17 protein-coding genes are annotated in these 20,697 nt (G+C 68.3%); 4 read left to right on the top strand and 13 right to left on the bottom strand.

The window, feature by feature from the left end; all coding sequences use genetic code 11:
- Positions 1–166 precede the first annotated feature (166 nt).
- Entirely contained in the window at positions 167–541 is a 375-nt protein-coding gene (locus K933_RS01360) for a winged helix-turn-helix domain-containing protein (protein ID WP_023392875.1), read from the top strand.
- Complete coding sequence (locus K933_RS01355) at positions 541–819, top strand: DUF7521 family protein (protein WP_023392874.1); 279 nt, start codon at positions 541–543, stop codon at positions 817–819. Before K933_RS01360 ends, K933_RS01355 begins: the two co-directional genes overlap by 1 nt.
- Before the next feature lie 19 nt (positions 820–838).
- On the opposite strand, the gene K933_RS01350 is transcribed toward K933_RS01355, so the two are convergent.
- Entirely contained in the window at positions 839–1,543 is a 705-nt protein-coding gene (locus tag K933_RS01350; RefSeq protein WP_023392873.1) for a TVP38/TMEM64 family protein, read from the bottom strand.
- A gap of 306 nt (positions 1,544–1,849) precedes the next feature.
- Here K933_RS01350 and K933_RS01345 point away from each other — a divergent pair, with 306 nt between their 5' ends.
- On the top strand, positions 1,850–2,902 hold the full coding sequence (locus K933_RS01345; RefSeq protein ID WP_023392872.1) for a hypothetical protein: 1,053 nt from the start codon (positions 1,850–1,852) through the stop codon (positions 2,900–2,902).
- A gap of 36 nt (positions 2,903–2,938) precedes the next feature.
- Here the strand turns inward: K933_RS01345 and K933_RS01340 are convergent, their stop codons facing one another.
- From K933_RS01340 to K933_RS01310, 7 genes are all read right to left on the bottom strand, one after another.
- On the bottom strand, positions 2,939–4,939 hold the full coding sequence (locus tag K933_RS01340; RefSeq protein WP_023392871.1) for an alkaline phosphatase D family protein: 2,001 nt from the start codon (positions 4,937–4,939) through the stop codon (positions 2,939–2,941).
- Between the two features lie 200 nt (positions 4,940–5,139).
- On the bottom strand, positions 5,140–6,567 hold the full coding sequence (locus K933_RS01335) for an amidohydrolase family protein (RefSeq protein WP_023392870.1): 1,428 nt from the start codon (positions 6,565–6,567) through the stop codon (positions 5,140–5,142).
- A 388-nt stretch (positions 6,568–6,955) separates the two neighbouring features.
- Complete coding sequence (locus K933_RS01330) at positions 6,956–8,689, bottom strand: ABC transporter substrate-binding protein (protein WP_049947437.1); 1,734 nt, start codon at positions 8,687–8,689, stop codon at positions 6,956–6,958.
- Positions 8,690–9,030: 341 nt separating this feature from the next.
- Positions 9,031–9,903 carry an ABC transporter permease gene (locus K933_RS01325; protein WP_023392868.1) on the bottom strand — a complete coding sequence of 291 codons (873 nt, stop codon included), beginning with the start codon at positions 9,901–9,903 and terminating at the stop codon, positions 9,031–9,033.
- A 1-nt stretch (position 9,904) separates the two neighbouring features.
- The gene (locus K933_RS01320; RefSeq protein ID WP_049947436.1) at positions 9,905–10,834 is read right to left on the bottom strand and encodes an ABC transporter permease; all 930 of its coding nucleotides are present in this window, start codon (positions 10,832–10,834) and stop codon (positions 9,905–9,907) included.
- 71 nt (positions 10,835–10,905) lie between these two features.
- On the bottom strand, positions 10,906–11,937 hold the full coding sequence (locus tag K933_RS01315; protein WP_049947435.1) for an ABC transporter substrate-binding protein: 1,032 nt from the start codon (positions 11,935–11,937) through the stop codon (positions 10,906–10,908).
- Positions 11,938–12,698: 761 nt separating this feature from the next.
- Positions 12,699–13,763: an ABC transporter ATP-binding protein gene (locus K933_RS01310; protein WP_023392865.1), complete on the bottom strand. Its 1,065-nt coding sequence runs from the start codon at positions 13,761–13,763 to the stop codon at positions 12,699–12,701.
- 186 nt (positions 13,764–13,949) lie between these two features.
- On the opposite strand from K933_RS01310, the gene K933_RS01305 reads away from it, so the two are divergent.
- Entirely contained in the window at positions 13,950–14,924 is a 975-nt protein-coding gene (locus K933_RS01305; RefSeq protein WP_023392864.1) for a D-2-hydroxyacid dehydrogenase, read from the top strand.
- 30 nt (positions 14,925–14,954) lie between these two features.
- On the opposite strand, the gene K933_RS01300 is transcribed toward K933_RS01305, so the two are convergent.
- The 5 genes from K933_RS01300 to K933_RS01280 form a co-directional block, all read right to left on the bottom strand.
- Entirely contained in the window at positions 14,955–16,193 is a 1,239-nt protein-coding gene (locus K933_RS01300; RefSeq protein ID WP_023392863.1) for an aminotransferase-like domain-containing protein, read from the bottom strand.
- 214 nt (positions 16,194–16,407) lie between these two features.
- The gene (locus K933_RS01295) at positions 16,408–17,694 is read right to left on the bottom strand and encodes an amidohydrolase (protein ID WP_049947434.1); all 1,287 of its coding nucleotides are present in this window, start codon (positions 17,692–17,694) and stop codon (positions 16,408–16,410) included.
- A 576-nt stretch (positions 17,695–18,270) separates the two neighbouring features.
- On the bottom strand, positions 18,271–19,221 hold the full coding sequence (locus K933_RS01290; RefSeq protein ID WP_023392861.1) for an amino acid ABC transporter permease: 951 nt from the start codon (positions 19,219–19,221) through the stop codon (positions 18,271–18,273).
- Positions 19,214–19,984 (bottom strand): amino acid ABC transporter ATP-binding protein, encoded by a 771-nt coding sequence (locus tag K933_RS01285; RefSeq protein ID WP_023392860.1) that lies wholly within the window; start codon positions 19,982–19,984, stop codon positions 19,214–19,216. The genes K933_RS01290 and K933_RS01285 overlap by 8 nt, the downstream gene beginning before the upstream one ends.
- Entirely contained in the window at positions 19,981–20,697 is a 717-nt protein-coding gene (locus tag K933_RS01280) for an amino acid ABC transporter permease (RefSeq protein ID WP_023392859.1), read from the bottom strand. The genes K933_RS01285 and K933_RS01280 overlap by 4 nt, the downstream gene beginning before the upstream one ends.

Below are 20,697 nucleotides of genomic sequence, written 5' to 3'. Positions count from 1 at the left end.
CGACTCCCCGGGGGGGAACGGCACGTGGCCGGTGACGCGCCCGACCCCCGCCGGACGCGAGCGCGCACGCCCCCGGCCCCCGGGTCGCCCGCGTCGGACCCGCGACCGAGCCCTCACGTTCCGGCGCCCGCAGAGCGGGGGCGCCGACCCGACGGCGGGTAACACGATGGTCCGCGACCCGGCACCCTCGGAGGAGTCGCCGTCGCTGCAGACGGTCCTCGAAGCGTTGGACGACGCCGACTGCCGGGCGATCCTCCGCGAGACGACAGAACCCATGACCGCGAACGAACTCAGTGACACCTGCGACATCCCCACGTCGACGCTGTACCGGAAGCTCGAACTCCTCAGCGAGGCCGCCCTCGTCCGCGAGCGGGTCGCGATCAACCCCGGCGGCGGGCGGACCACGCGCTACGTCCGCGACTTCGACGACGTGACCATCTCGATGGACGACGGGGAGTTCGACGTCGCGGTCGAGCGGCCGGCGCGGGGTGCCGACGAGCGGCTGGCGGACATCTGGTCGAAGATGGGTGACGAGCTGTGATGTGGGTCGACACCGCGATCATCGCGGTCAAGACGGTGACCCTGCTGTTGGGGAGCGGCATCACCTACATCGCCTACAAGGCCCACCGCGGGACGGGCGCGCCGTCGCTCCGGATGCTCGCGGTCGGGTTCGGCACGGTCACGCTGGGGGCGCTGCTGGCCGGCATCGCCCACCAACTGCTGTCGGTCCCGCTGGAGGTCGGCGTGCTGATCAACAGCGTCCTCGTCGCGGTAGGGTTCGCGGTGATCATGTACTCGCTGTACCTCGAACGCGGGTGACCGGGGTCGGCGGCGCGGCTCAGAGCGGGCGGTCGAGGTCGGAGAACCGCTGGACCAGGTCGCGGACCGCCTCCTGTTTGTAGTAGCCCACGACCGACAGCACCACCACGACCCCGACCAACGCCATCGCGCCCGCGAACCGCCCGCTCGCCAGTTCGCCGCCCGCGTACACCGTGAGGACGTACGCCGGGAGGCGGCCGATGGTGATGGCGACCATGAACGTCCGGAGCCGCCAACTGGTCAGCCCGGCGAGAAAGCAGATGGCGTCGTCGGGCAGGCCCGGGACGATGACGAACGCGAGCAGTCCCGGGAAGCCGACACGCATGACGAACCCGTCGAACCGCTCGACGACGTCCTCGGTGAGCATGTCCTCGACGAACCCCCGGCCGTACCGCTTCGAGAGCGAGAAGGCGATGGCGCTCCCGAGGAGGACGCCGACGAGGCTGTACACCGTCCCGGCGACCGGGCCGAACAGGTAGCCCGCGACGAACGCGACGACCTGCCCGGGAATGGGAGCCAACACGACCTGTGCCGTCTGGAGGAGGGTGAAGACGACCGGCGCGAGGACGCCGAAGCTGTCGACCCACAGGCGGAGTTCCCTCTGGTCGAAGACGAACGGCGCGTACCGCCGGAGCGCGAGGTAGAGGGCGCCGAACCCCGCGACGACGCCGACGACGAGGAGGACGGCCCGGCGGCGGGCTTTCGCCGACGAGAATAGCTCCATCTACTTCGGCCGGAGGGGACGCCCCGACTTCAATGTATTCGCTCGGACCGCCCGAGCGGCCCGGTCGACCGGACGGGCACACCCGGATGATATATCCACATATGGAAAGAACGATGGATATAATGCGGGAATAGTTTGAACAATACTCCCTCACCGCGAACGGAATCGTGCGAAGACGACGGTGAAGACCCGGGTCGCGGGCCGGCGCGGCGGGTCGACCGACCGGAGTCCCGGGTGACCGCCGGCTCCCTCCCGACCGGCGAGCGGTACGCTTTTGCGGGTCTGACGGCTGTCCGATCCCGAAGCGTGAGCGACGACGCGACGGACGACGGCGCGGGCGGCGAGAGCACGACCGGCGGGAACGCGACCGGCGGCGAGTCGGGAGACGACGCGACCCGACCGCTCGACCGGGCGGTGGAGTGGGTGCTCCTCCACGGCAACCGCGCGATCATCGCCGCGGGCATCGCGGCGGCGTTCGGTGCGGCGTTCGCGGGAGCGCACGCGCTCGGGGTCGCGCCGTTGGCCGACCCCAAGCCCGTGTTCTACCTGTTCGGCGGGCTGGTGAGCGGCAACCTGACGCTGATCACGGTCGTGGTGTCGATCAACCAACTCCTGCTCTCACAGGAGTTGAGCACGCCCGGCGAACTCGGCTCGGAGATCCAAGAGACGATCGACTACCGCGAGGAGGTCGAAACCGCCAGCGGTCGGATCGCGCCGGTCGAGCCGCTGGGGTTTCTCCGGCTGCTGTTCGAGAACACGCGCCGGGAGGCCCAGCGGCTCGGCGGGCTCGCGGCGTCGGAACTCGCGTCCGACGAGCGCGCGCAGGTCGACGAACTGGTCACGGGGATCACCGACCACGTCGACCGGGTCGACGCGCTACTCGAACGGTCGGGGTCGGACGTCTTCAGCGTGCTCTCGGTCACACTGACCACCAACTACGCCCGTCAGATCCACCGGATCCGCCGGTTCCGCGACCGATTCGACGGCGAACGCGAGGTCGCCGACTCCGTCGACGACGCGAGCGAGCGGCTGATCCAGGCGCTCCGCAACGTCGACGTCGCGCGACAGTACTTCAAGTCGATCTACCTCCAAGACGAACTCTCGCAACTGTCGCGGGTCCTCCTGTACGCGGGCCTCCCCGCCGAGGCCGCCGCGGGGGCCGGCCTCCTGTTGTTCACCGGCGCCGGCGGAGCCACGGGGACGCTCGGCGGGTGGGAGACGGTCGACCTGCTCGTCGTGTTGCTTGCCGTCGGGTTCCTCCCGCTGTCGTTGCTGTGTTCGTTCATCCTCCGGATCACGACCGTCGTCCAGCGCACCACCGCCATCCTGCCGTTCACGACGCCCAGACAGGAGCGGTGAGCGGGGCCTCGACCGACGGCGCGGGCGGTCGATCCGCTACTCCGCCGCGCCGTCGGGCAGGGGGACCGAGATGGTGTGCTCGCCGGGACCGAACGACTCCGTCGCGCTCTCGAGGAGGGTCTGGTGGGCGACCGACTCGGCGTCGAACGTCTCGTCGGGCATCGAGTGGACCGCCAGCGACAGGACCACCCCCTCGCAGTCGTCGGCGACGGTGAACGTGACGCTCGCGGTGCCGTCGTCGTGTTCGGTGATGTGGCCGTAGTCGACGCAGTCGCGGACCTCCGCGCTCGGCCACGCGGTGTCCTTCTCCGTGATGCCCTCGCCGGGCGTGCCGAACGCGTACCGCAGCAGCCGGTCCTGCTCGGCGTACAGCGTGTCCGCCGAGAGGTTCTCGATGGGGTCGCCCGCGACGAAGTCCACCTGGTATTGGGGGACGTTCGTCCGCACGCCGGGGTCGCCCGCCGCGACGGAGAAACTCGCGTCCGTCCGGACGGGCGCGTCGGGTTCGGTGACGTACTCGACGACCCGGAAGTTCGTCTCCCACTCGTCGGGGGTGAGCCGGCAGGCGACGTAGCCGCGCTGGTTGTTGTAGTAGCGGACGTTGTCGTTGTCCGCGAGCACCTGCCGGCCGAACTCGTCCATGTCGGCGCCGTCGCCGCCCGACGAGATGGACGTGGCGACGAACTCGGTGGCGACCGTCGGCGAGTCGTCGTTCCGGTAGTCGCGCACCACCTCGTTGGCGAAGTTGGAGTGGAAGTCGCCCGTGATCACCACGGGGTTGTCGACGGCGTCGAACGCGTCGAGCACCGTGTCGCGGTCGGCGACGTAGCCGTCCCACTGGTCCATCCGGTACCCCTCCTCGGGACCCGCCTCGAAGTCCATCGCCGCGAACGGCACCTGGTTGGCGAGCACGTCCCACGTCGCGTCCGACGATTCGAGGTTGTCGACCAGCCACTCCTCTTGGGCGTCGCCGAGGATGGTCCGCTCGTCGTCCAGTCGCGCCTCGCAGTCGACCACGCTGAACCCGTCGTCACACGCCTGGTCGGTGCGGTACTCGCGCGTGTCGAGCACGTTGACCTCCGCGAGGTCGCCGAACGTGAACTCGCGGTAGAGCTTCTGGTCGGGACCGTCGGGCATCTGCGCCGGCCGGAACGGCATGTGCTCGTAGTACGCCTTGAACGCGGCCGCGCGGCGTTCGAGGAACGACTGGAGGTCCTGCTCGTCGGGGTCTTGGGGGGTGTCGCCCGCCCAGTTGTTGTCCACCTCGTGGTCGTCGCGCGTGACCAGCCACGGCGCGCTCGCGTGTGCGGCTTTCAGGTCCTCGTCGGACTTGTAGAGGCCGTACTGGAGGCGGTAGCGGTCGAGCGTCGTCGGCTCCTCGCGGTACGCCTGCGGGACGGAGACGCCGCGTTCGCCGCCGTTCGCGTCGATGCCGTACTCGTAGATGTAGTCGCCGAGGTGGACGACGAAGTCGAACTCCTCGTCGGCCATGTAGCGGTAGGCGGTGTAGAAGCCGTTGTACCACGCCTGACACGACGCGAACGCGAACCGGAGTTCGTCGGGGCTGGCGTCGGCCGCCGGCGCGGTCTTGGTCCGACCGACCTCGCTCTCTACTCCGCCGGCTTCGAACCGGTAGTAGTACTCGGTCGCCGGCCGGAGTCCCTGGACGTCGACGTGGACGGAGTGGGCGGACGAGGGGTCCGCCGAGGCGGTGCCGGTCTGGACCACGTCGGTCATCCCCTCGTCGGTCGCGACGGTCCACTGGACGGGCGTGGACTCGTCGGGCATGCCGCCGCCGACCTCGTACGGGTTCGGCGCGAGCCGCGTCCACAGCACGACGGAGTCGGGCAGCGGGTCGCCCGACGCGACGCCCAGCGAGTAGGGGTCGTCGGTGAACTCGCCCGACTCGTCGACCGCCGCGCTCGCGCCGCCGGACGCCCCGACGACCGCCAGCGCCGTCGCCCCGCCGGTCCGCCGCAGGAAGCCGCGTCGACTGTGCGCGCTCGGGTCCGGGATGGGTGGGTTCTGTAGGTCCACACCTCGTTCGTCCCGCGCGTTCGCTTAGCTACTTATAATATTAAGATTGGAGGGTGAGTAACGATAGCTACCCGCTCGGGAGGGTCCGGAGCGGTACGTACCGCTCCGAGCCGGGGTGTGGGGGATCGGTTCGGGACGGGACCACAGCGGGGTGGCCGGGTCGTCCCCGGACCCGCCGGACGGCTCGCCGGGTCGGGGACTCAGAGCCAGCCGTCGTCCGCCCGGTCGACGAGCGCCGACCCCGCGGCGCGCCAGTCGTCGGTCCCCCGGTCGAACACGGCGTCCGCGCGCTCGTTCGCCTCCCGGACGACCGCGTCGGCGTCGGCGCGGACGAACTCGCCGTCGCGGACGAGCGGTTCGCCGTCGACGAACACGTCCCTGACCTCCCGGCCCGTGGTCGAGTAGACGAGGTTGGGAATCGCGGTCCGGAGCGGCCGCGAGACGGTCGGTGCGACCCCGAGCGCCCCCATATCCACGGTTATCACGTCGGCGCGCTTGCCGACTTCGAGGCTCCCGACGGCGTCGTCGATACCGAGCGCGCGCGCGCCGCCGAGCGTCGCCAGCCGGAGCGCCCGCCACGCGGGGAGCGCGGTCGGGTCCGCGGCGTCGGTCTTCGAGAGCAGGCTGGCGGTCCGCGCCTCCCGCAACACGTTGTGGTGGCCCGGCCCGGGCGCCTGGTCGGTCCCCAGCCCGGCGGTCCCGCCGAGGCCGGCGTACCCGTCGACGGGCGGTACGCGGCCGTCGATGGCGGCGATCGAACTCGGACAGCCCACCAGGCTCGCGCCCGCCTCGACCATCCGCCGTCGCTCGGCGGCGGTCGTCCCGTGGCAGTGGACCGCGACGAGGAACTCGTCGAGAAGGTCGAGGTCGTCGAGCACCGCCACCGTCGTCCGGTCGGCACCGTACCGTTCTTCGATCTGGAGGCGCTCGCGTTCGCCCTGTGCGACGTGGACGTGGACGCGCCGGTCGTCGGCGGCCGCCCGGTCGCGGACCGACCGGAGGAGGTCCGGCGACACCATGTCGAGCGCCTGCGGGCCGTACATCGGCGTGACGAGGTCGGCGTCGGCGTAGCGGTCGAACAGGTCGTTCGCGCGGGCGAACGCCGCCTCCCCCCGCTCGCGGTCGAACTCGTAGAGGTCGCGCGGGCCGAGTCCCGACCGGTCGTCCGCCACCTCGTTGATGGTCTCCGTCGCGACCACTCGGACGCCGTACGGTCGGTACACCGCCTCGACCAGGTCGGCGACCCGGTCGTCGTACTCCGCGACGGTCGTCGCCCCGCCGCGGACCGCCTCCAGGACGCCGAGTTTCGACCCGACGACCCGGTCGTCGGCCGACATCGCGTTCGCGAACGGACCGAGCCCCGCGTTCATCCACTCGATCTCGGGGAGGTCCTGTGCGCCGCCGCGCAACAGCGTGTACCCCGTGTGCGCGTGCGCGTCGACCAGTCCGGGCATCGTGATCAGCCCCGCCCCGTCCACCACCCGGTCGGCGTCCCCGGGGTCGACCCCGTCGGTCGACCCGACGTAGCACAACTCGCCGTCCGCGATCCCGACCGCGCCGTCGTCGACGACGCCGAGACGGTCGTCCGCGAGCGTCACCAGCGTCGTGTCGATGATGGCCGTGTCCATAGACGGATAGTGTCGGATCGCAGTACGTGCGCTTAAATCTACCCGACCGTGCCGCTTCCGAACGGACGATCGTCGTCCAGTGGTTCGATATCGTCTTCGTCGGTCGGGTCGTCGCCCGTCTCGGCGCGGTATCTGTTGGAATACGTACTGAATATGATCGTGTCGTCGGTATTTGCCGTATCAGTGGGGCGTCGACCCGGCGTCGAGACGAAACTGATACCGACCCCGTAACGGCGTTCGATCCCGTCTCATCGCAGTCTCGTCGACTCCGCCGATCCGATCGGCGACGATCGGGTCACGACGTATCGTATACGAAATTCGAGTGGTATTGCGTCCACTCCAGTTTCTGTTATTCGCTACCCGGCACGATTCGGCGGTCGCGGTGGTCTCACTCGGCCGGGAAGTGGACGAGTCCGTCCTCGCCGAACCCGTAGCCCGCCTCGGTCAGCCGCCGTTTCGCCGCCTCGACTCCCTCGTCGTACTCCGGGACCTCGTCGGTGTAGTAGTCGCCGAACGCGGGCGTGACGAGGTTGGAACCGGGTTCGGGGAAGTCGTACAGCAACTGCTCGACGATGGCGGTCTTGGGGATGGCGTGGACCGCCGCCTGCCGGACCGCCTGGTCGGCGAGGCCGTCCCGGCGGGTGTTCATACTCATGTGCCACCACGAGGTGCCCGGCGCCGAGGCGACGCCGATCTGGCTCTCCTCGCGGTTGTCGTTCAACTGCTTGCCGATCCGCGAGAACGGCAGGTAGTTGAGGTCGCCGTTGAGGAGGAGTTCCCACGTGGTCGAACTCTCGGGGATGATCCGCCAGATGCGGCGGTCGAAGTTGACCGGGTTGAAGTGGTCGTCGTACTTGACGAGCGACAGTTCCGACCCCTGGTCCCAGTAGTCGAACTTCAGGGGTCCCGACCCGACGGGCTCGGTCACCTGTAGGTCGAGCGGCGAGTCGCGCGACTCCCAGACGTGTTTGGGAATGATCGGCACCTGAAACGAGAACAGGGTGTGGACCGGTCCGGGCGCGTTCTCCTCGGTGAAGTTGACCCGGACGGTCCGGCTGTCGACCGCCTCCGCGTCCTCGTACATCTCGGTCTGGACGGCGTACAGCGGCGCGTTGTGCTCCTTGAGGTAGTTGAACGTGAACGCGGCGTCCTCCGCGGTCAGGTCCTCGCCGTCGTGCCAGGTGTGGTCCTTGAGCGTGTACTCCATCGTGGTCCGGTCGGGGCGGGTCCACTCGGAGGCGAGACTGATCTCGGGGTCGGGCTGGAGGTCCGAGTCGAACCGGACCAGTTTGTCGTACAGCACGTCCCACTGGACTTCGAGTTTCGTCTGTGCGGCCCCGCCGACCACGTTGAGCGACCCCAGCGACTCCGACCACGACCCGCGGAGTTCGTTGCTGGGGTTGTCGACCTCGATGTTGGTCATGTTGTAGTAGTAGTTGAACGAGGCCGGATGCTGGGTCCAGTTGCTCACCTGGTCGGAGTTGTACGCCATCAACTGCGGCATCCACACGATGGCGTTCGTCGGCGCCGCCTCCACGATCATGTTCTCGAACTGGTGGAGCAGGTCGACGCGCTCGCCGGTGTCGGTCGTCTGCATCTGCTCGGAGAGCACCTCGTCCATCTCCTCGGTGCTGTAGCCGGTGAAGTTCCCCGCCCCACCTTCGAGCCCGCTCGAGTGGAAGAACTCGTACATCAACTGCCCCGGGTCGACCCCGAGTCCGTGGTGCCACGTCGTGAAGTCGAAGTCGCGCTGCTGGCGGACCTTGTCGTAGAGCGCCCCCCACTCGAACACCTCGACGCTCATGTCGAACCCCACGTCGCCGAGCCGCGACCCGATCAGGTTGATCGCGTCGTGTCGCGGCGCGTTGTAGCTCGCCGGGTTGTTGAGATAGAGGTAGGAGGGGAGCGGTTCACCCAACTCCCCGCTCCCGCCGGTCGTGGACCCGGCGCCGGAGTCGCTCGTCTCCTCGTCGCTCGCCGTCGTACCGCCCGCGCCGGCCTCGTTGGTGCCGTCGCCGCCCGAACAGCCCGCGAGGGCGGTCAACCCGGCAAGCCCGCCCGCCGCTCCGGCCGCGGTCAGGAACTCGCGCCGTGCAACACCGCGTCTGTCACTGTCTACCATATGACAGCCGGCACTGTCGACCGGTGGGACAAAAGCGTGACCCCTACACAGCATTAATGTCGGCAAGGATTATAACCAAACTCAGCCCACACGGCCACTATTCTACGATTTTATGATCGTATCGGATACCATATTAGGGGTTTAGACCTCGTATTGTAAACTAGATGTCGGCCGTCGAGGTGGGTGGGACCCAACGGTCGGCGTCGGGTCGCCGAGCCTCGGCTACGCGTGTGGTCGGGCGGGAGGACGGACGACGGAGAACCGAGTTCGGAGGACGCCGACGGGTAGCCGAGGCGGAACGCGGTGGGCGACCCGCGTCCATCTCGGGCCTCGCGCCCGTCTCAGACGTACTTGGACACCTGTCCGATGTTCATCGCGACCAGGAGCGCCACGCCGACGAGGACGATGAGCACCGTCGCCATCGGCTTCATCACGTTCGCGTTCTGGCCGTAGACGACGAGGCTGTACATCGACTTGGTGAGGAGGTCCATCGTCCCGCTGACGAAGAACGCGCGGGTGAAGTCCTCGAACGAGCGCAGCCACGCGAAGACGAACCCGGCGGCGACGGCGGGCGCGACGACCGGCAGGGTGACGTCTCTCATCACCGTGAGGGGGTCGGCACCCAGGTCGCGGGCACTCTCCTCGATCGACCGGTCGAACGTGAGCAGGCGCGCCGCGACCGGGAGCACGATGAACGGCAGTCCGAACACCGAGTGGGTCGCGACGGTCGTGAAGAAGCCCAGCGGGAGGTCGATCACCGACTGGAAGAAGATCAGCATGTCGATCCCCATGATCACCCCCGGGATCAGAAGCGGGAGGATGACGAGCGACCGGAACGCCTCCTTCCCGCGGAAACTGTACCGCGCGAGCGCGAACGCCGCCGGGACGCCGAGTGCGGTCGCCACCACGGCGGAGGTGGTCGCCACCACGAAACTCTGGAACGACGCGCTCATGAGCGACGCGTTCGTGAACAGGTCGACGTAGTTGGCGAGCGTGAACCCCTCGAACGGGACGAGCGACGACGAGTTCACCCCGAACGACAGCACCACGATGAACAGCAACGGCAGCCAGAGGAACGCGATGGTCACCCCGGCGAACAGGTAGAGCCCGTACGTCGCCACCAGGTCCCCGAGCGACGTCTTCGGGAGGAACGCGAAGCGGTCGGCCGTCGCCGACCCGCCGGGCGCGAACCCCTCCGTGGTCTTGTCGGACATCTCAGATCCCCCGCATTCCGCCGAGGTCGGCGTACTTGAAGATCACGAGGAAGCCGATCAGACACGGGATGATCAGGAAGATCGACCCGGCGGAGCCGAAGTCGATCGCGTAGATCTGGTTGATCCGGTCGGCCAGTATCTCCCCGACCATCGCCACCTTCCCCTGTGCGAGGAACTTGGGCGTGATGAACGACCCCAGCGAGGGGACGAACACGAAGATGCTGCCCGTGATCAGCCCCTGTGCCGACAGCGGGACGACGATGTCCTTCGCGACCTCGACCCGCGAGGATCCCAGGTCGCGCGCGGCCTCGACGACGCTGTAGTCGATCCCGTCGAGCGACGAGTACAGCGTGAGCAGCATGTACGGGAAGTACGCGTGCGCGAGTGCGACGACGATCGGGAACACCCCGTAGTTGAACAGGCTCACCGGTCCCGAGACCAGCCCCGTCCACACGAGAAAGGAGTTGATGATCCCCGACGACCCGAAGAACGCGTACCACGAGTAGATCCGGACGATGTAGATGGTGAAGAACGGGAGGAGGATCGTGAACAACAGCGCCTTGAACAGCGTCCCGCTCGCGCGTGCGAGGAGGTACGCCACCGGGAACGCGAACACGATGGTCATGAGCGTCGTCACCACCGCGATGCCCATCGACAGGAGGAACGTGTCGATGAACGGCGTCCGGAACCAGCCGTCCTGCCCTTCGAGCAGGCTGACGTAGTTCGACACCGAGAACTCGTAGACGATCTGGTAAGAGTCGTTGACCGACGCGAAACTGATCGTGACGAGGAACACCAGCGGGAACAACAGGAGCAGGAGCAGCCACACCAGCCCCGGTCCCGCGGTGATCCCGATTTTGGCGTACTCGCCGTACGAACTCTCGAAGAACCGGTCGTACACCGACTGTCTGAGCGTCGTTGAAGTACTCATGGTGAGTGATGTCGTGGGTGTCGCGTGTGAACGAATGTCGTGATACGGTATTACGTTTGTGCCCGCGGAACTTACGCGGCCTGGACCCGCTGCCACGCCTCGACCCAGGCGTCGTTTTTCGCGGCGGGTTTAAACGGGATCATCCCCTCCAGCCGCGAGGGGTCGATCACCAGCCGGTCCTCGTACTCGCCGCCGATGTTCTCCTGGGCTGCCTGACACGTGCTCGCGATCAACCGGGCCTCGGCGAGTTGCGCGCCGATCTCCGGGCTGATGTACTGGTTGAGCACCTCCCACGCCGCCTCCTGGTTCGACGACTCCGAGGAGACGACGGCGCCCTCGAACCACGTGAGTTCGGGCTGTTCGGGGTCGGCGACGCGCATCGTGTCGATGCCGTTGTTCTGGACGTTCAGGATGTTCGTCCGGTTGGTGTACGCGACGGCGGCGCTCTCCTGTTGGAACGACTGGGTGAGCGCCTGCGAGTCGGTGACGTAGCCGAGGACGTTCGACTTCTGTTCGGTGAGCGCCGTCTCCACCTCCGAGATCTGCTCGTCCGAGAGCGTGATCTCCGACCCCTCGAACGCGTCCCGGTAGCCGAGGTGGAGCGCCGTCACCATCATCGACTTGTAGTAGCCGTCGTACATCGAGATCTTCCCCGAGAGGTCGGTGCCCTCGTACGACTCGCTGAACAGGACGTCGAAGCTCTGGGTGTGGTCCTCCGGGAGGACGCTCGAGTCGAACCCGTACGTGTACCAGCCGAACCGGATCGGGAGCCCGTATATCTCCCCGTCGCTGGCGAACTGCGACTCCGAGGCCTGCTTGAACCGGGGGAACAGGTTCTCGTAGTTCGACACCACGTCCTGCGGCATCGGCGCCGCGATGCCCGCCTCCATCATCCGCGGGACGTACTCGTTGTTCGGGATCACGATGTCGTACTCCGAGGCACCCCCCGAGTTCATCGTCGAGAACATCCGCGCGGACCCGTTCGTGACCGAGATGTCGAGGCTGGTCCCGTCGAGTTCCGACTCGATCGCGTCCTGAACGTCCCCGTACCCGGTCCACGTCAGGATCGAGACGGTCGTCGACCCGCCTCCCATGGCCCCCATACATCCCGCGAGGCCCGTGAGTCCCGTCGCGCCCGCTACACCACTCGCTTTGATAAACTTCCGGCGGCTTGCCATCACACGCTAATCTGGACGTCTTCAATTAAGACTTGCGATAGGGTGCCAATATTGAATCGTTTCGCGGTTGGATCGGATCAGTCAGCCAGTAATATCCCCTATTCCCGCCGATAGCTAGAGGGATCGCAATAGCCGTGCGAGGTGGCCGAACGTCGAATCGGCCGGCCGGGGAGCGTACGTAACTGGCATCGATCAGGCTGGTATCGGGGTGTGTTCACGTGGGTAAACGATACTATCGGGTCGGTCGTCCGGAACCGACGACCCCGGCGGCCGGTCGCCGCGGGGGTGCGCTGGCCGGCCGGCCGCGTCTCTTGACAGAGGTACGTCTGTAATATGGAGACTAAGGTCACATAGGTCATTGTATACCTAGGTGGAAGATAACCGGTCGATTGGGCTAGTATCGTGTCGATGATCTCCGAATCCAACGTCTATTCGAGCGAGCCGTCTACGGTCGCACAGAATTGATTGGGGATCCGAGAGCCGGGCGTGAACGCGTGTACGTCGGACCCGGGGTCGGCGGAACCGCGCGCGGCGACCGCTCGCGCGGGGCGAGAGCGCGGAGCGAGCGGCGCGGGACGGGACCGGGGTGGCCGACCCGACAGTTCCCGGGCCGGCGGCGGGCGGAGGGCGGCGGGCGCGGCGGGAGCGGTGTGACGGCCGGTGGGCGCGGCGGTCGGTCGGGCCGCTCAGGCCGCGAACAACTTCAGCGCGTCGGCGTTGAACCCGACGGCCACCCGGTCGCCCGTCGAGACGGGGCTGCGCCCCTGGACGACGACTTCGAGTTCGGGGAGCACCGCCTCGTCGGTGTCGACGATGTAGGTGGTGTGGTTGCCGTGGAAGTGGCTGTCGACCACCTCGCCGTCGACCGTCCCCTCGCCGACCGGGTGGAGGCTCACCTCCTCGGGGCGGACCGACGCGACGGCGTCGCCGCTCACGCTCGGCGCCGCGAGCGGGATCGACGCGTCGGCGTCGTCGACCTGAAAGGCCGCGGTGGTGTCCGTCGTCTCGACGCTGCCCGACAGGAAGTTGGTGTCGCCGATGAAGTCCGCGACGAACTGGGAGGCGGGTTCGCGGTATATCTCCTCGGGCGTCCCGATCTGTTCGATCTCGCCGTCGTTCATCACCGCGAGCCGGTCGGACATGCTCATCGCCACGTCCTGGTCGTGGGTGACGTAGAAGAACGTCCCCTCGACCCGCTCGTGGATCTGCTGGAGTTCGACCTGCATCCGCTGGCGGAGCTTCCGGTCGAGACTCGACAGCGGTTCGTCCAACAGGAGGATGTCGGGTTCGTTGACCAGCGCGCGCGCGATGGCGACCCGCTGCTGTTGGCCGCCCGACAGTTCCGTCGGGTTGCGGTCCTCGTACCCCGAGAGACCGACGATGTCGAGGTAGTCCTCGACGCGGCGCTCGCGTTCGTCGGCGTCGACGCCCGCCTTCTTCAGCCCGTAGCCGACGTTCTCGGCGACGGACATGTGCGGGAACAGCGAGAGGCCCTGGAACACCAGGTTGGTGTTCCGCTTGTTCGGCGGGAGACTGACCACGTTCTCGCCTTCGATCTCGATCCGACCGTTCGTCGGCGTCTCGAAGCCGCTGATCATCCGGAGCGTCGTCGTCTTCCCGCAGCCGCTGGGTCCCAGCAGCGAGAAGAACTCGCCCTGTCTGAGGTCGAAGTCGATGCCGTCGACCGCGAGCGTCTCCCCGAACTGCTTGCGCACGTCGGAGAGGTTGACTACCGAGTCCGTCGTTGCCATGCCTCGGGGTGCTGCCCAGTGAGTATTCAACCTTTCGACCGATCCGGTCTCGGAGAGCGCGAACGCGAACGTATTCGCCGATGTCCACCACTATCGAACAACTATCCGTCGACTTTCTGTACATCCTCGCGTCCCGGTCGAGCGAATGTGGGAGGATTTATGCGGGCGGTCGCCCGAGGGCGTACCATGTCGGATGGAACCACCGTACTGCTCCACCACAGCGTGACCGGGGTGTTCGGCGACGAACTGGGGGAGGAACTCCACTCCCGTCTCGAATCGTCGCTCCCCGCCGAGGTGGCGATCGAGACGTCGAACACGCCGACACGCACCGAGCGGGCGATCGGCGACGCCGACGCGGTGTTGACCATCCGCGACGTGAGCGGCCTGCTCGACGACGCCCCCGACCTCCGGTGGGTCCAGACGCTCAACGCGGGCGTCGACTCGTACGACCTCGACCGGTTGGACGACCGGAACGTCGTCGTCACCAACGGGTCGGGCGTGGCCGCTCGCCCCATCGCCGAACAGGTGCTCGGGTACGCCTTCGTCTTCGAGCGGCGCATCCACCGCGGGATCCGCCAGCAGGAGCGCAACGGCGTCTGGGAGCGGTACGCGGGCGGGGAACTCGGCGGCAAGACCGTCGGCGTCGTCGGTGTCGGCGCCATCGGCACCGAGGTGGCCGAACTCGCCACGGCGCTCGACATGGAGGTGGTCGGCACCAAACGCGACCCCGACACCGCGCCCGACGTCGTCGACGAGGTGTACCCCCCCGAGGGGCTCGACCGGGTGCTCGAACGCGCCGACTACCTCGTCCTCTCGTGTCCGCTGGTGGAGTCGACCCGCGGGCTGATCGGGTCGCGGGAGCTGATGGCGATGAAGTCCGAGGCGGTGCTGATCAACGTCGCCCGCGGCGGCGTGGTCGACCAGCCCGCCCTCGAAACCGCACTCCAGCAGGGGCGGATCCGCGGCGCCGCCCTCGACGTGTTCGAGGAGGAACCGCTGCCCGCCGACTCCGTCCTCTGGGAGCTGTCGAACGTCGTCGTCACGCCCCACATGGCGGGGTCGACCCCGCGGTACGCCGAGCGGATCGCCGCGCTGTTCGCCGACAACTACGAGCGGTTCGCCGCCGGAAAGCTGGACGAACTCGAAAACCGCGTCCTCTGACCGCCGGACGGACGGGCCGGCGGGGTCGGCTCAGTCGTCGGCGGTGCTCTCGACGCTCGTCGCCGTCCGGGTCGCGGCCGCGAGCGCCTCGATACCCCGCTCCATCTCGTCGAGCGGAACGTGACTGAAGGAGATCCGCAGGCAGTCGTGGCCGCGGTCGTCGGGGTAGAACAGGTGACCCGGGAGGTAGACCACGCCCTCCTCGACGGCCTCGGGGAGCATCTCCTCGGCGTCGACCCCCTCGGGGAGTTCGACCCAGACGAAGAAGCCGCCGTCGGGGTCGCTCCAGTCGGCGCCCGCGGGCATGTACTCGTCGAGACACGCGAGCATGTGCGCACAGCGCTCGCTGTACGACTCGCGGAGGTCGACGACGTTCTCCTCCAACAGCCCCGCCTCGCAGTAGCGGCCGACGACGCCCTGCGTGAACGTGTTGGTCCCCCCGGCGTTGATCCGACGCATCTCCTCGGCGAGTTCCTCGTCGGCGACGATCCACCCGGTGCGGATCCCCGGGGCGATGGTCTTCGAGAACGTGCTGACGCGGACCACCAGCCCGGTGTCGTCGAGCGCCGCGAGCGACGGCACGTCCGCACCCTCGTAGCGGAGTTCGCCGTACGCGTCGTCCTCCAAGACCACGAACTCGTACTCGGCGGCCAGTTCGAGCAGGCGCTTGCGGCGGTCCTCGGCGAGCGTGACGCCGGTGGGGTTGTGGAACGTCGGGATGGTGTACAGCAGTTTGGGGAGCGGCCGGCCCTCGCTCTCGCGGGCTTCCAGGTCGGCCGCGAGCGCGTCCACGTCGAGTCCGTCGGCGTCCATCTCCACCCCCTCGATGTCGACGCCGTAGTTGCGGAACAGGCTCAACGCGCCCATGAACGTGGGCGCCTCGGTGACCACGAGGTCGCCCGGGTCGAGGAACGTCTGGCTCACGACGTCGATGGCGTGGGTCGACCCGTTCGTGAGGATCACCTCGTCGTCCTCGCAGTCGATCCCGCGGTCGCGCGCACGGTCGGCCACGACCCCCGAGAGGCCGCTCGCGTACTCGCCGCCGGTGTACTGGAGGGCGACGTCGCCCTCGGCCTCGAAGACGGCCTCCGCCGAGGCGACCAACTCGTCGTTGGGGAACGACTCCGGGAAGGGGAAGCCGAAACTCAACGACACCGCCGCCGGGTCGGAGATGGACCGCCACGACCCGTAGCCCGCGTTGTTCATCGTCTCCTGTACGGTCTCCGAGAACAGGTGGGTAAAGTCGCGTTCCCGCTCGTTCGTTGTCATCGGGTGGCTCGTTCTACTGGAATGGTACTCTCTCCCATAAGTATACTGTTGCCCCTCGGTAGAGCCGGTTGATCGGGTGTCCACGGCGAATCGGCTAGGAGAGCGGCGTGACGCACGCCGCGTCGACCACCCGACAGGCTCGAACCCCCGACCGTTGAATCCTCCGACCGGGGGCGACTCCCCGGTGGGGACCGCTCCGGCCCGCGCCGTCGGGTCAGTCGCCTCCGTCCGACGCCGCCGCGGTGAGCACCGCGGTCATCGACTCGATGCCGACCGCCAGCGACGCCTCGTCGACGTCGAAGCGCGCGGTGTGGTGGGCGTCGGCGAGGTCGGTGCCGATGCCGACGTAGGTGGCCTCGCCGCCGTGGTCGCGGACCCGTTGCATCAGGTAGCAGGCGTCCTCGCTCCCCGACACCGCCCGGTGCGTCTCCACCGCGTCGACGCCGTCGACGTTCGCGGCCTCGACGGCCGCCGCGACCCGTTCGGCGGTCGCGGGGTCGTGGTCCGCCGAGACGGTCCGCCCGCGGGTCGTCACCTCCCCCTCGACGCCGTGGGTGGTGGCGGCGCCCTCGACGACCTCCCGCAGCCGCGTCTCCATGTACGCACAGAGGTCGTCGGTCTCGCCGCGGGTCACGACGCTCATCTCCGCCGACTCGGGGATGACGTTCCCCGCGGTCCCGGCGTCGAGCGTCCCGACGTTGATGCGGGTCGCCCCCTCGGCGTGTCGCGAAACCGCGTAGAGGTTCTGCGTCGCCGTCGCGGCCGCCAACAGCGCGTTCCGCCCCTCCTCGGGGGCGGCCGCGGAGTGGGCCGCCCGCCCGGTGAACGTCACGTCGTGGCCGCTGACCGCGAGGAACTCCAGGCTCGTCACCACCGTCCCCATCGGGACGCCGAGCCCGAGGTGGAGCGCGACGAACAGGTCGACGTCGTCGAGGTGGCCCGAGGCCGTCATCGCGCGCCCGCCGCCGCCGCCCTCCTCCGCCGGCTGGAAGAACAGTTTGACCGTCCCGTCGAAGTCGGCGGCGGCGACGCGTTCGGCGACCCCGAGACCGATGGCGGTGTGACCGTCGTGGCCGCACGCGTGCATCACGCCCGGCGCCTCCGAAGTGAACCCCTCGCGGGCGGGCCGGTGGTCGTCGTCGTCCGACTCCCGGACCGGGAGCGCGTCCATGTCGACGCGGAGACCCGCCACGGGGCCGTCGCCCCGGCTCAGGCTGGCGACGACGCCCGTCCCCCCCTCGCGGAGGCGCTCGACGAAGGCCGGGTCGACACCCGCCTCGACCGCCCGGTCGGCGTGTTCCGCCACCACCTCCTCGTCCGGCGGGGTCGTTTCCGTCTCGGTGTCGACGGCGTCGGGACCGACCGCCACGTCGTAGCCGAGTTCGCGGAGTCGGTCGGCCACGAGTGCGGTCGTTCGGAACTCGCACCACCCCACCTCGGGGTGGGCGTGCAGGCGCCGCCGCGTCTCCACTGGTGCGGCCGCAGTGTCACTCCGTGCCACGACAGTCGATCCCCCGTTCGTCACAAAACGCTTCGGCTCCCGGCGAGGGGCACGCGACCCCGCCGACGCGCCGACGGGATGGAGTGGGTCCGCGACGGCATACCGAGTCGGTGCTCGCCGGGGTATCTCCCGGGGAGAATTTTTGATATAGTATCGATAAGAGTGAAGACGTTCTACCGATCCGACACCCGGTCGAGCGAGTGTGTTCGGGGTAACCGACCGACGGCTCGTTTCGAACTGTGAATAATTCGTTGAATGATCCCAAAAATATACAGTCGTCCGAGCGGTGGCGAGTGTACGGCCGCGGATCACGGTCGGCCGTAGCCCCCGTCGACGTGTCGCGTTCGACTCGGCCCGAACCCCGACCGAGGGGTCGGATACCGTTGTATAAGCGTTCTTTCTATACTTCCATTCGGATAGACAAGGAGTAAAAATCACGCTCACCCGCGCGGGCCGGGCGGCGGGTCCGTCGACGCCCGCGCCGAAAGCGGCGGGCGTTCGGGGCGTTGGGGCCGGTCGATCCAGTCGCCCGGCCGGGTCGCGCCGACCGGAGAGGGACGCGAGACGGAGCGGCGGTCAGCGACCCTCACCGCCGCTGATACCGGGGACGGCGACGCGGCGGCCGACGTACTCCATCAGGTTCGTGGCCGTGACCACGACGCCGAGGTACAGCACGGCGGCGAGGACGAACATCGACGTGTACCGGTAGTTGGACGAGGCGATGTTCTGGGCCGCCCGGAACAGTTCGGGGACGGTGATGAACGCCGCCAGCGAGGAGTACTTGACGAGGTAGACGAGTTCGTTCGTCCACCCCGGGATGGCGTACCGGAGCGCCTGCGGGAGCACGACGAACCGTACCCCCTCGACCCGCGAGAGACCGACCGACCGCGCGGCGACGAGTTGGCCGGGCGCGACGCTCTCGATGGCCCCGCGGATGTACTCCGCCTGGTAAGCGGCGCTGTTGAGGGTGAACCCGATGACCGCGACGAACACCGCCTGCCCCGGGAGGACCCCCTGCCCGACGCCCGGGAGACCCCGGAAGAAGCGGGTGAGCCAGGGGAACCCGTAGTAGAGCACGAACAGTTGGGCTAAAAGCGGCGTGCCGCGGAGGAGTTCGATGTACGCCACCGACACCCACGCCGACACCCGGCCGTAGACGCGCGACGCCGCCAGCGGGACGGCGATAACGAACCCGAGCGCGATGCTGACGACGGTCAACACCACCGTGAGCCACAGCGCGTTCACGAGCGCGGGGGCGTACTCGAACGCGAACGCGAGCGCCTCGAACGCCCCGCCGACGACGGGGACGCCCGCGGCGACGCCGCGGAACAGCGACGGCGGCACGAACGCCTGCCGGGCGGGGACGAACACGCCGCCCGACCAGTCGTTGAGCCAGCGGAGGAAGATCCACCCCCAGAAGAGGGCGCCGGCGAGGTACGTCGCGAGCGTCCCGACGTCCCGGTCGCCGAACCGCGCCCGCGAGCCGGAGGCCGAGTCGGCGTCCGTCCCGGCCGCCCGCTCAGCCATGGTCGCCGCCGTGGAGGCTGGTGAGGCGGTCGAGGAACTGTGCGGTCCGCTCGTGTCGTGGGTTCTCGAACAACTGCTCGGGCGGGCCGTGTTCGACCAGGTGGCCCCCTTCGAGGAACATGATGTCGGTCGCCACCTGCCGGGCGAACCCCATCTCGTGGGTGACACACAGCATCGTCATCCCCTGGTCCGCCAGGTCGCGCATCACGCCGAGCACCTCGCCGATGAGTTCCGGGTCGAGCGCGGACGTGGGTTCGTCGAACAGCATCAGCTTCGGGTCCATCGCGAGCGCGCGCGCGATGCCGACGCGCTGTTGCTGTCCGCCCGACAGCTCGGCGGGGTACGAGTCGGCTTGGTCTCCGAGTCCGACCTGTTCGAGTTCCTCGAGCGCGCGCGCCTCCGCCTCCTCCTTCGAGTGACCGCGGACGCGCCGGAGACCGAGCATGACGTTTCGCTTCGCGGTCAGGTGGGCGAACAGGTTGAAGTCCTGAAACACCATCCCGACCTGTCGGCGCAGGTCGTTCTCGTCCATCTCGTCGGTCGGGGTGCCGTCGAGGGCGATGCGGCCGCCCTCGAACTCGGTGAGGCGGTTGACACAGCGCAGCAGCGTCGACTTGCCCGACCCCGAGGGACCGACGAGCACCTGAACGTCCTGGGCGTCCATGTCGAACGAGACGCCGTTCAACACCTCCTCGTCGCCGTAGCGCTTGTAGAGGTCTTCGACCCGCAGCAGGGGCGGATCGGACGGCGACTCCGAACTCATCCGCGCTCACCCCCCGGTACCGAGACGGCCTCGTTGAGCGCTTCGAGCGACCGGTTGGCGGCGAACGTGAGCACGAAGTACGCCGCGCTCACGACCAGGATGAGTTCGAAGATGGCGGTGGTGTGGCCGACGCTCTGGAACAGGTCGTAGCTCTTGGTCAGCAGTTCCGCGAGACCGATCGCGAACGCGATCGAAGTGTCTTTCAACACGATCGTCACCTCGTTTTGGAACCCCGGGACGCTCCGTCGGAGCGCCTGCGGGAGCACGACGTGACGGATCGACTGGTACTTCGACATTCCGACCGACCGGGCGGCCTCCATCTGTCCGGCGCCGACGCTCTCGATGGCGCCGCGGAAGATCTGCGTCTGGTAGGCCGCGCTCCGGAACCCCAACGCGGCGGTGGCCGCGAGGAACGCGGGCGAGATGCCGAACGAGAAGTACGCGAGCATGATGATCACCACGATGGGCGTGCCGCGGAGGACGACGCCCGCGTTCCGGACCGCGCGGCCGACCCACCTGACGGGCGCGCTGTCGGACTGCCGGCCGTACACCTCCGCGACGCCCGCCGGCAGTCCAGCGGCGAAGCCGACGACGAGACTGGCGGCGGTCAGCGCCAGCGTCACCGCCAGCCCGTCGCCGAGGTAGCACGCGTTCTCGAACACGTACCGCCAGTCGGCCGACAGCCCGCCCGGGACCGGAACTGGACACGGCAT

The sequence above is a fragment of the Candidatus Halobonum tyrrellensis G22 genome (genome assembly GCF_000495475.1).
In the GTDB taxonomy this organism is placed as follows: Archaea; Halobacteriota; Halobacteria; order Halobacteriales; family Haloferacaceae; genus Halobonum; species Halobonum tyrrellense.
This window is presented reverse-complemented; position numbering and strand designations above follow the sequence as displayed.

Coding starts and splice junctions, on each gene's coding strand:
- K933_RS01325 (WP_023392868.1), bottom strand. CDS start 9,903: ATGTCCGACAAGACCACGGAGGGGTTCGCGCCCGGCGGGTCGGCGACG.
- K933_RS01360 (WP_023392875.1), top strand. CDS start 167: ATGGTCCGCGACCCGGCACCCTCGGAGGAGTCGCCGTCGCTGCAGACG.
- K933_RS01335 (WP_023392870.1), bottom strand. CDS start 6,567: ATGGACACGGCCATCATCGACACGACGCTGGTGACGCTCGCGGACGAC.
- K933_RS01315 (WP_049947435.1), bottom strand. CDS start 11,937: ATGGGGGCCATGGGAGGCGGGTCGACGACCGTCTCGATCCTGACGTGG.
- K933_RS01310 (WP_023392865.1), bottom strand. CDS start 13,763: ATGGCAACGACGGACTCGGTAGTCAACCTCTCCGACGTGCGCAAGCAG.
- K933_RS01355 (WP_023392874.1), top strand. CDS start 541: ATGTGGGTCGACACCGCGATCATCGCGGTCAAGACGGTGACCCTGCTG.
- K933_RS01330 (WP_049947437.1), bottom strand. CDS start 8,689: ATGGTAGACAGTGACAGACGCGGTGTTGCACGGCGCGAGTTCCTGACC.
- K933_RS01320 (WP_049947436.1), bottom strand. CDS start 10,834: ATGAGTACTTCAACGACGCTCAGACAGTCGGTGTACGACCGGTTCTTC.
- K933_RS01305 (WP_023392864.1), top strand. CDS start 13,950: ATGTCGGATGGAACCACCGTACTGCTCCACCACAGCGTGACCGGGGTG.
- K933_RS01285 (WP_023392860.1), bottom strand. CDS start 19,984: ATGAGTTCGGAGTCGCCGTCCGATCCGCCCCTGCTGCGGGTCGAAGAC.
- K933_RS01290 (WP_023392861.1), bottom strand. CDS start 19,221: ATGGCTGAGCGGGCGGCCGGGACGGACGCCGACTCGGCCTCCGGCTCG.
- K933_RS01280 (WP_023392859.1), bottom strand. CDS start 20,697: ATGCCGTGTCCAGTTCCGGTCCCGGGCGGGCTGTCGGCCGACTGGCGG.
- K933_RS01350 (WP_023392873.1), bottom strand. CDS start 1,543: ATGGAGCTATTCTCGTCGGCGAAAGCCCGCCGCCGGGCCGTCCTCCTC.
- K933_RS01300 (WP_023392863.1), bottom strand. CDS start 16,193: ATGACAACGAACGAGCGGGAACGCGACTTTACCCACCTGTTCTCGGAG.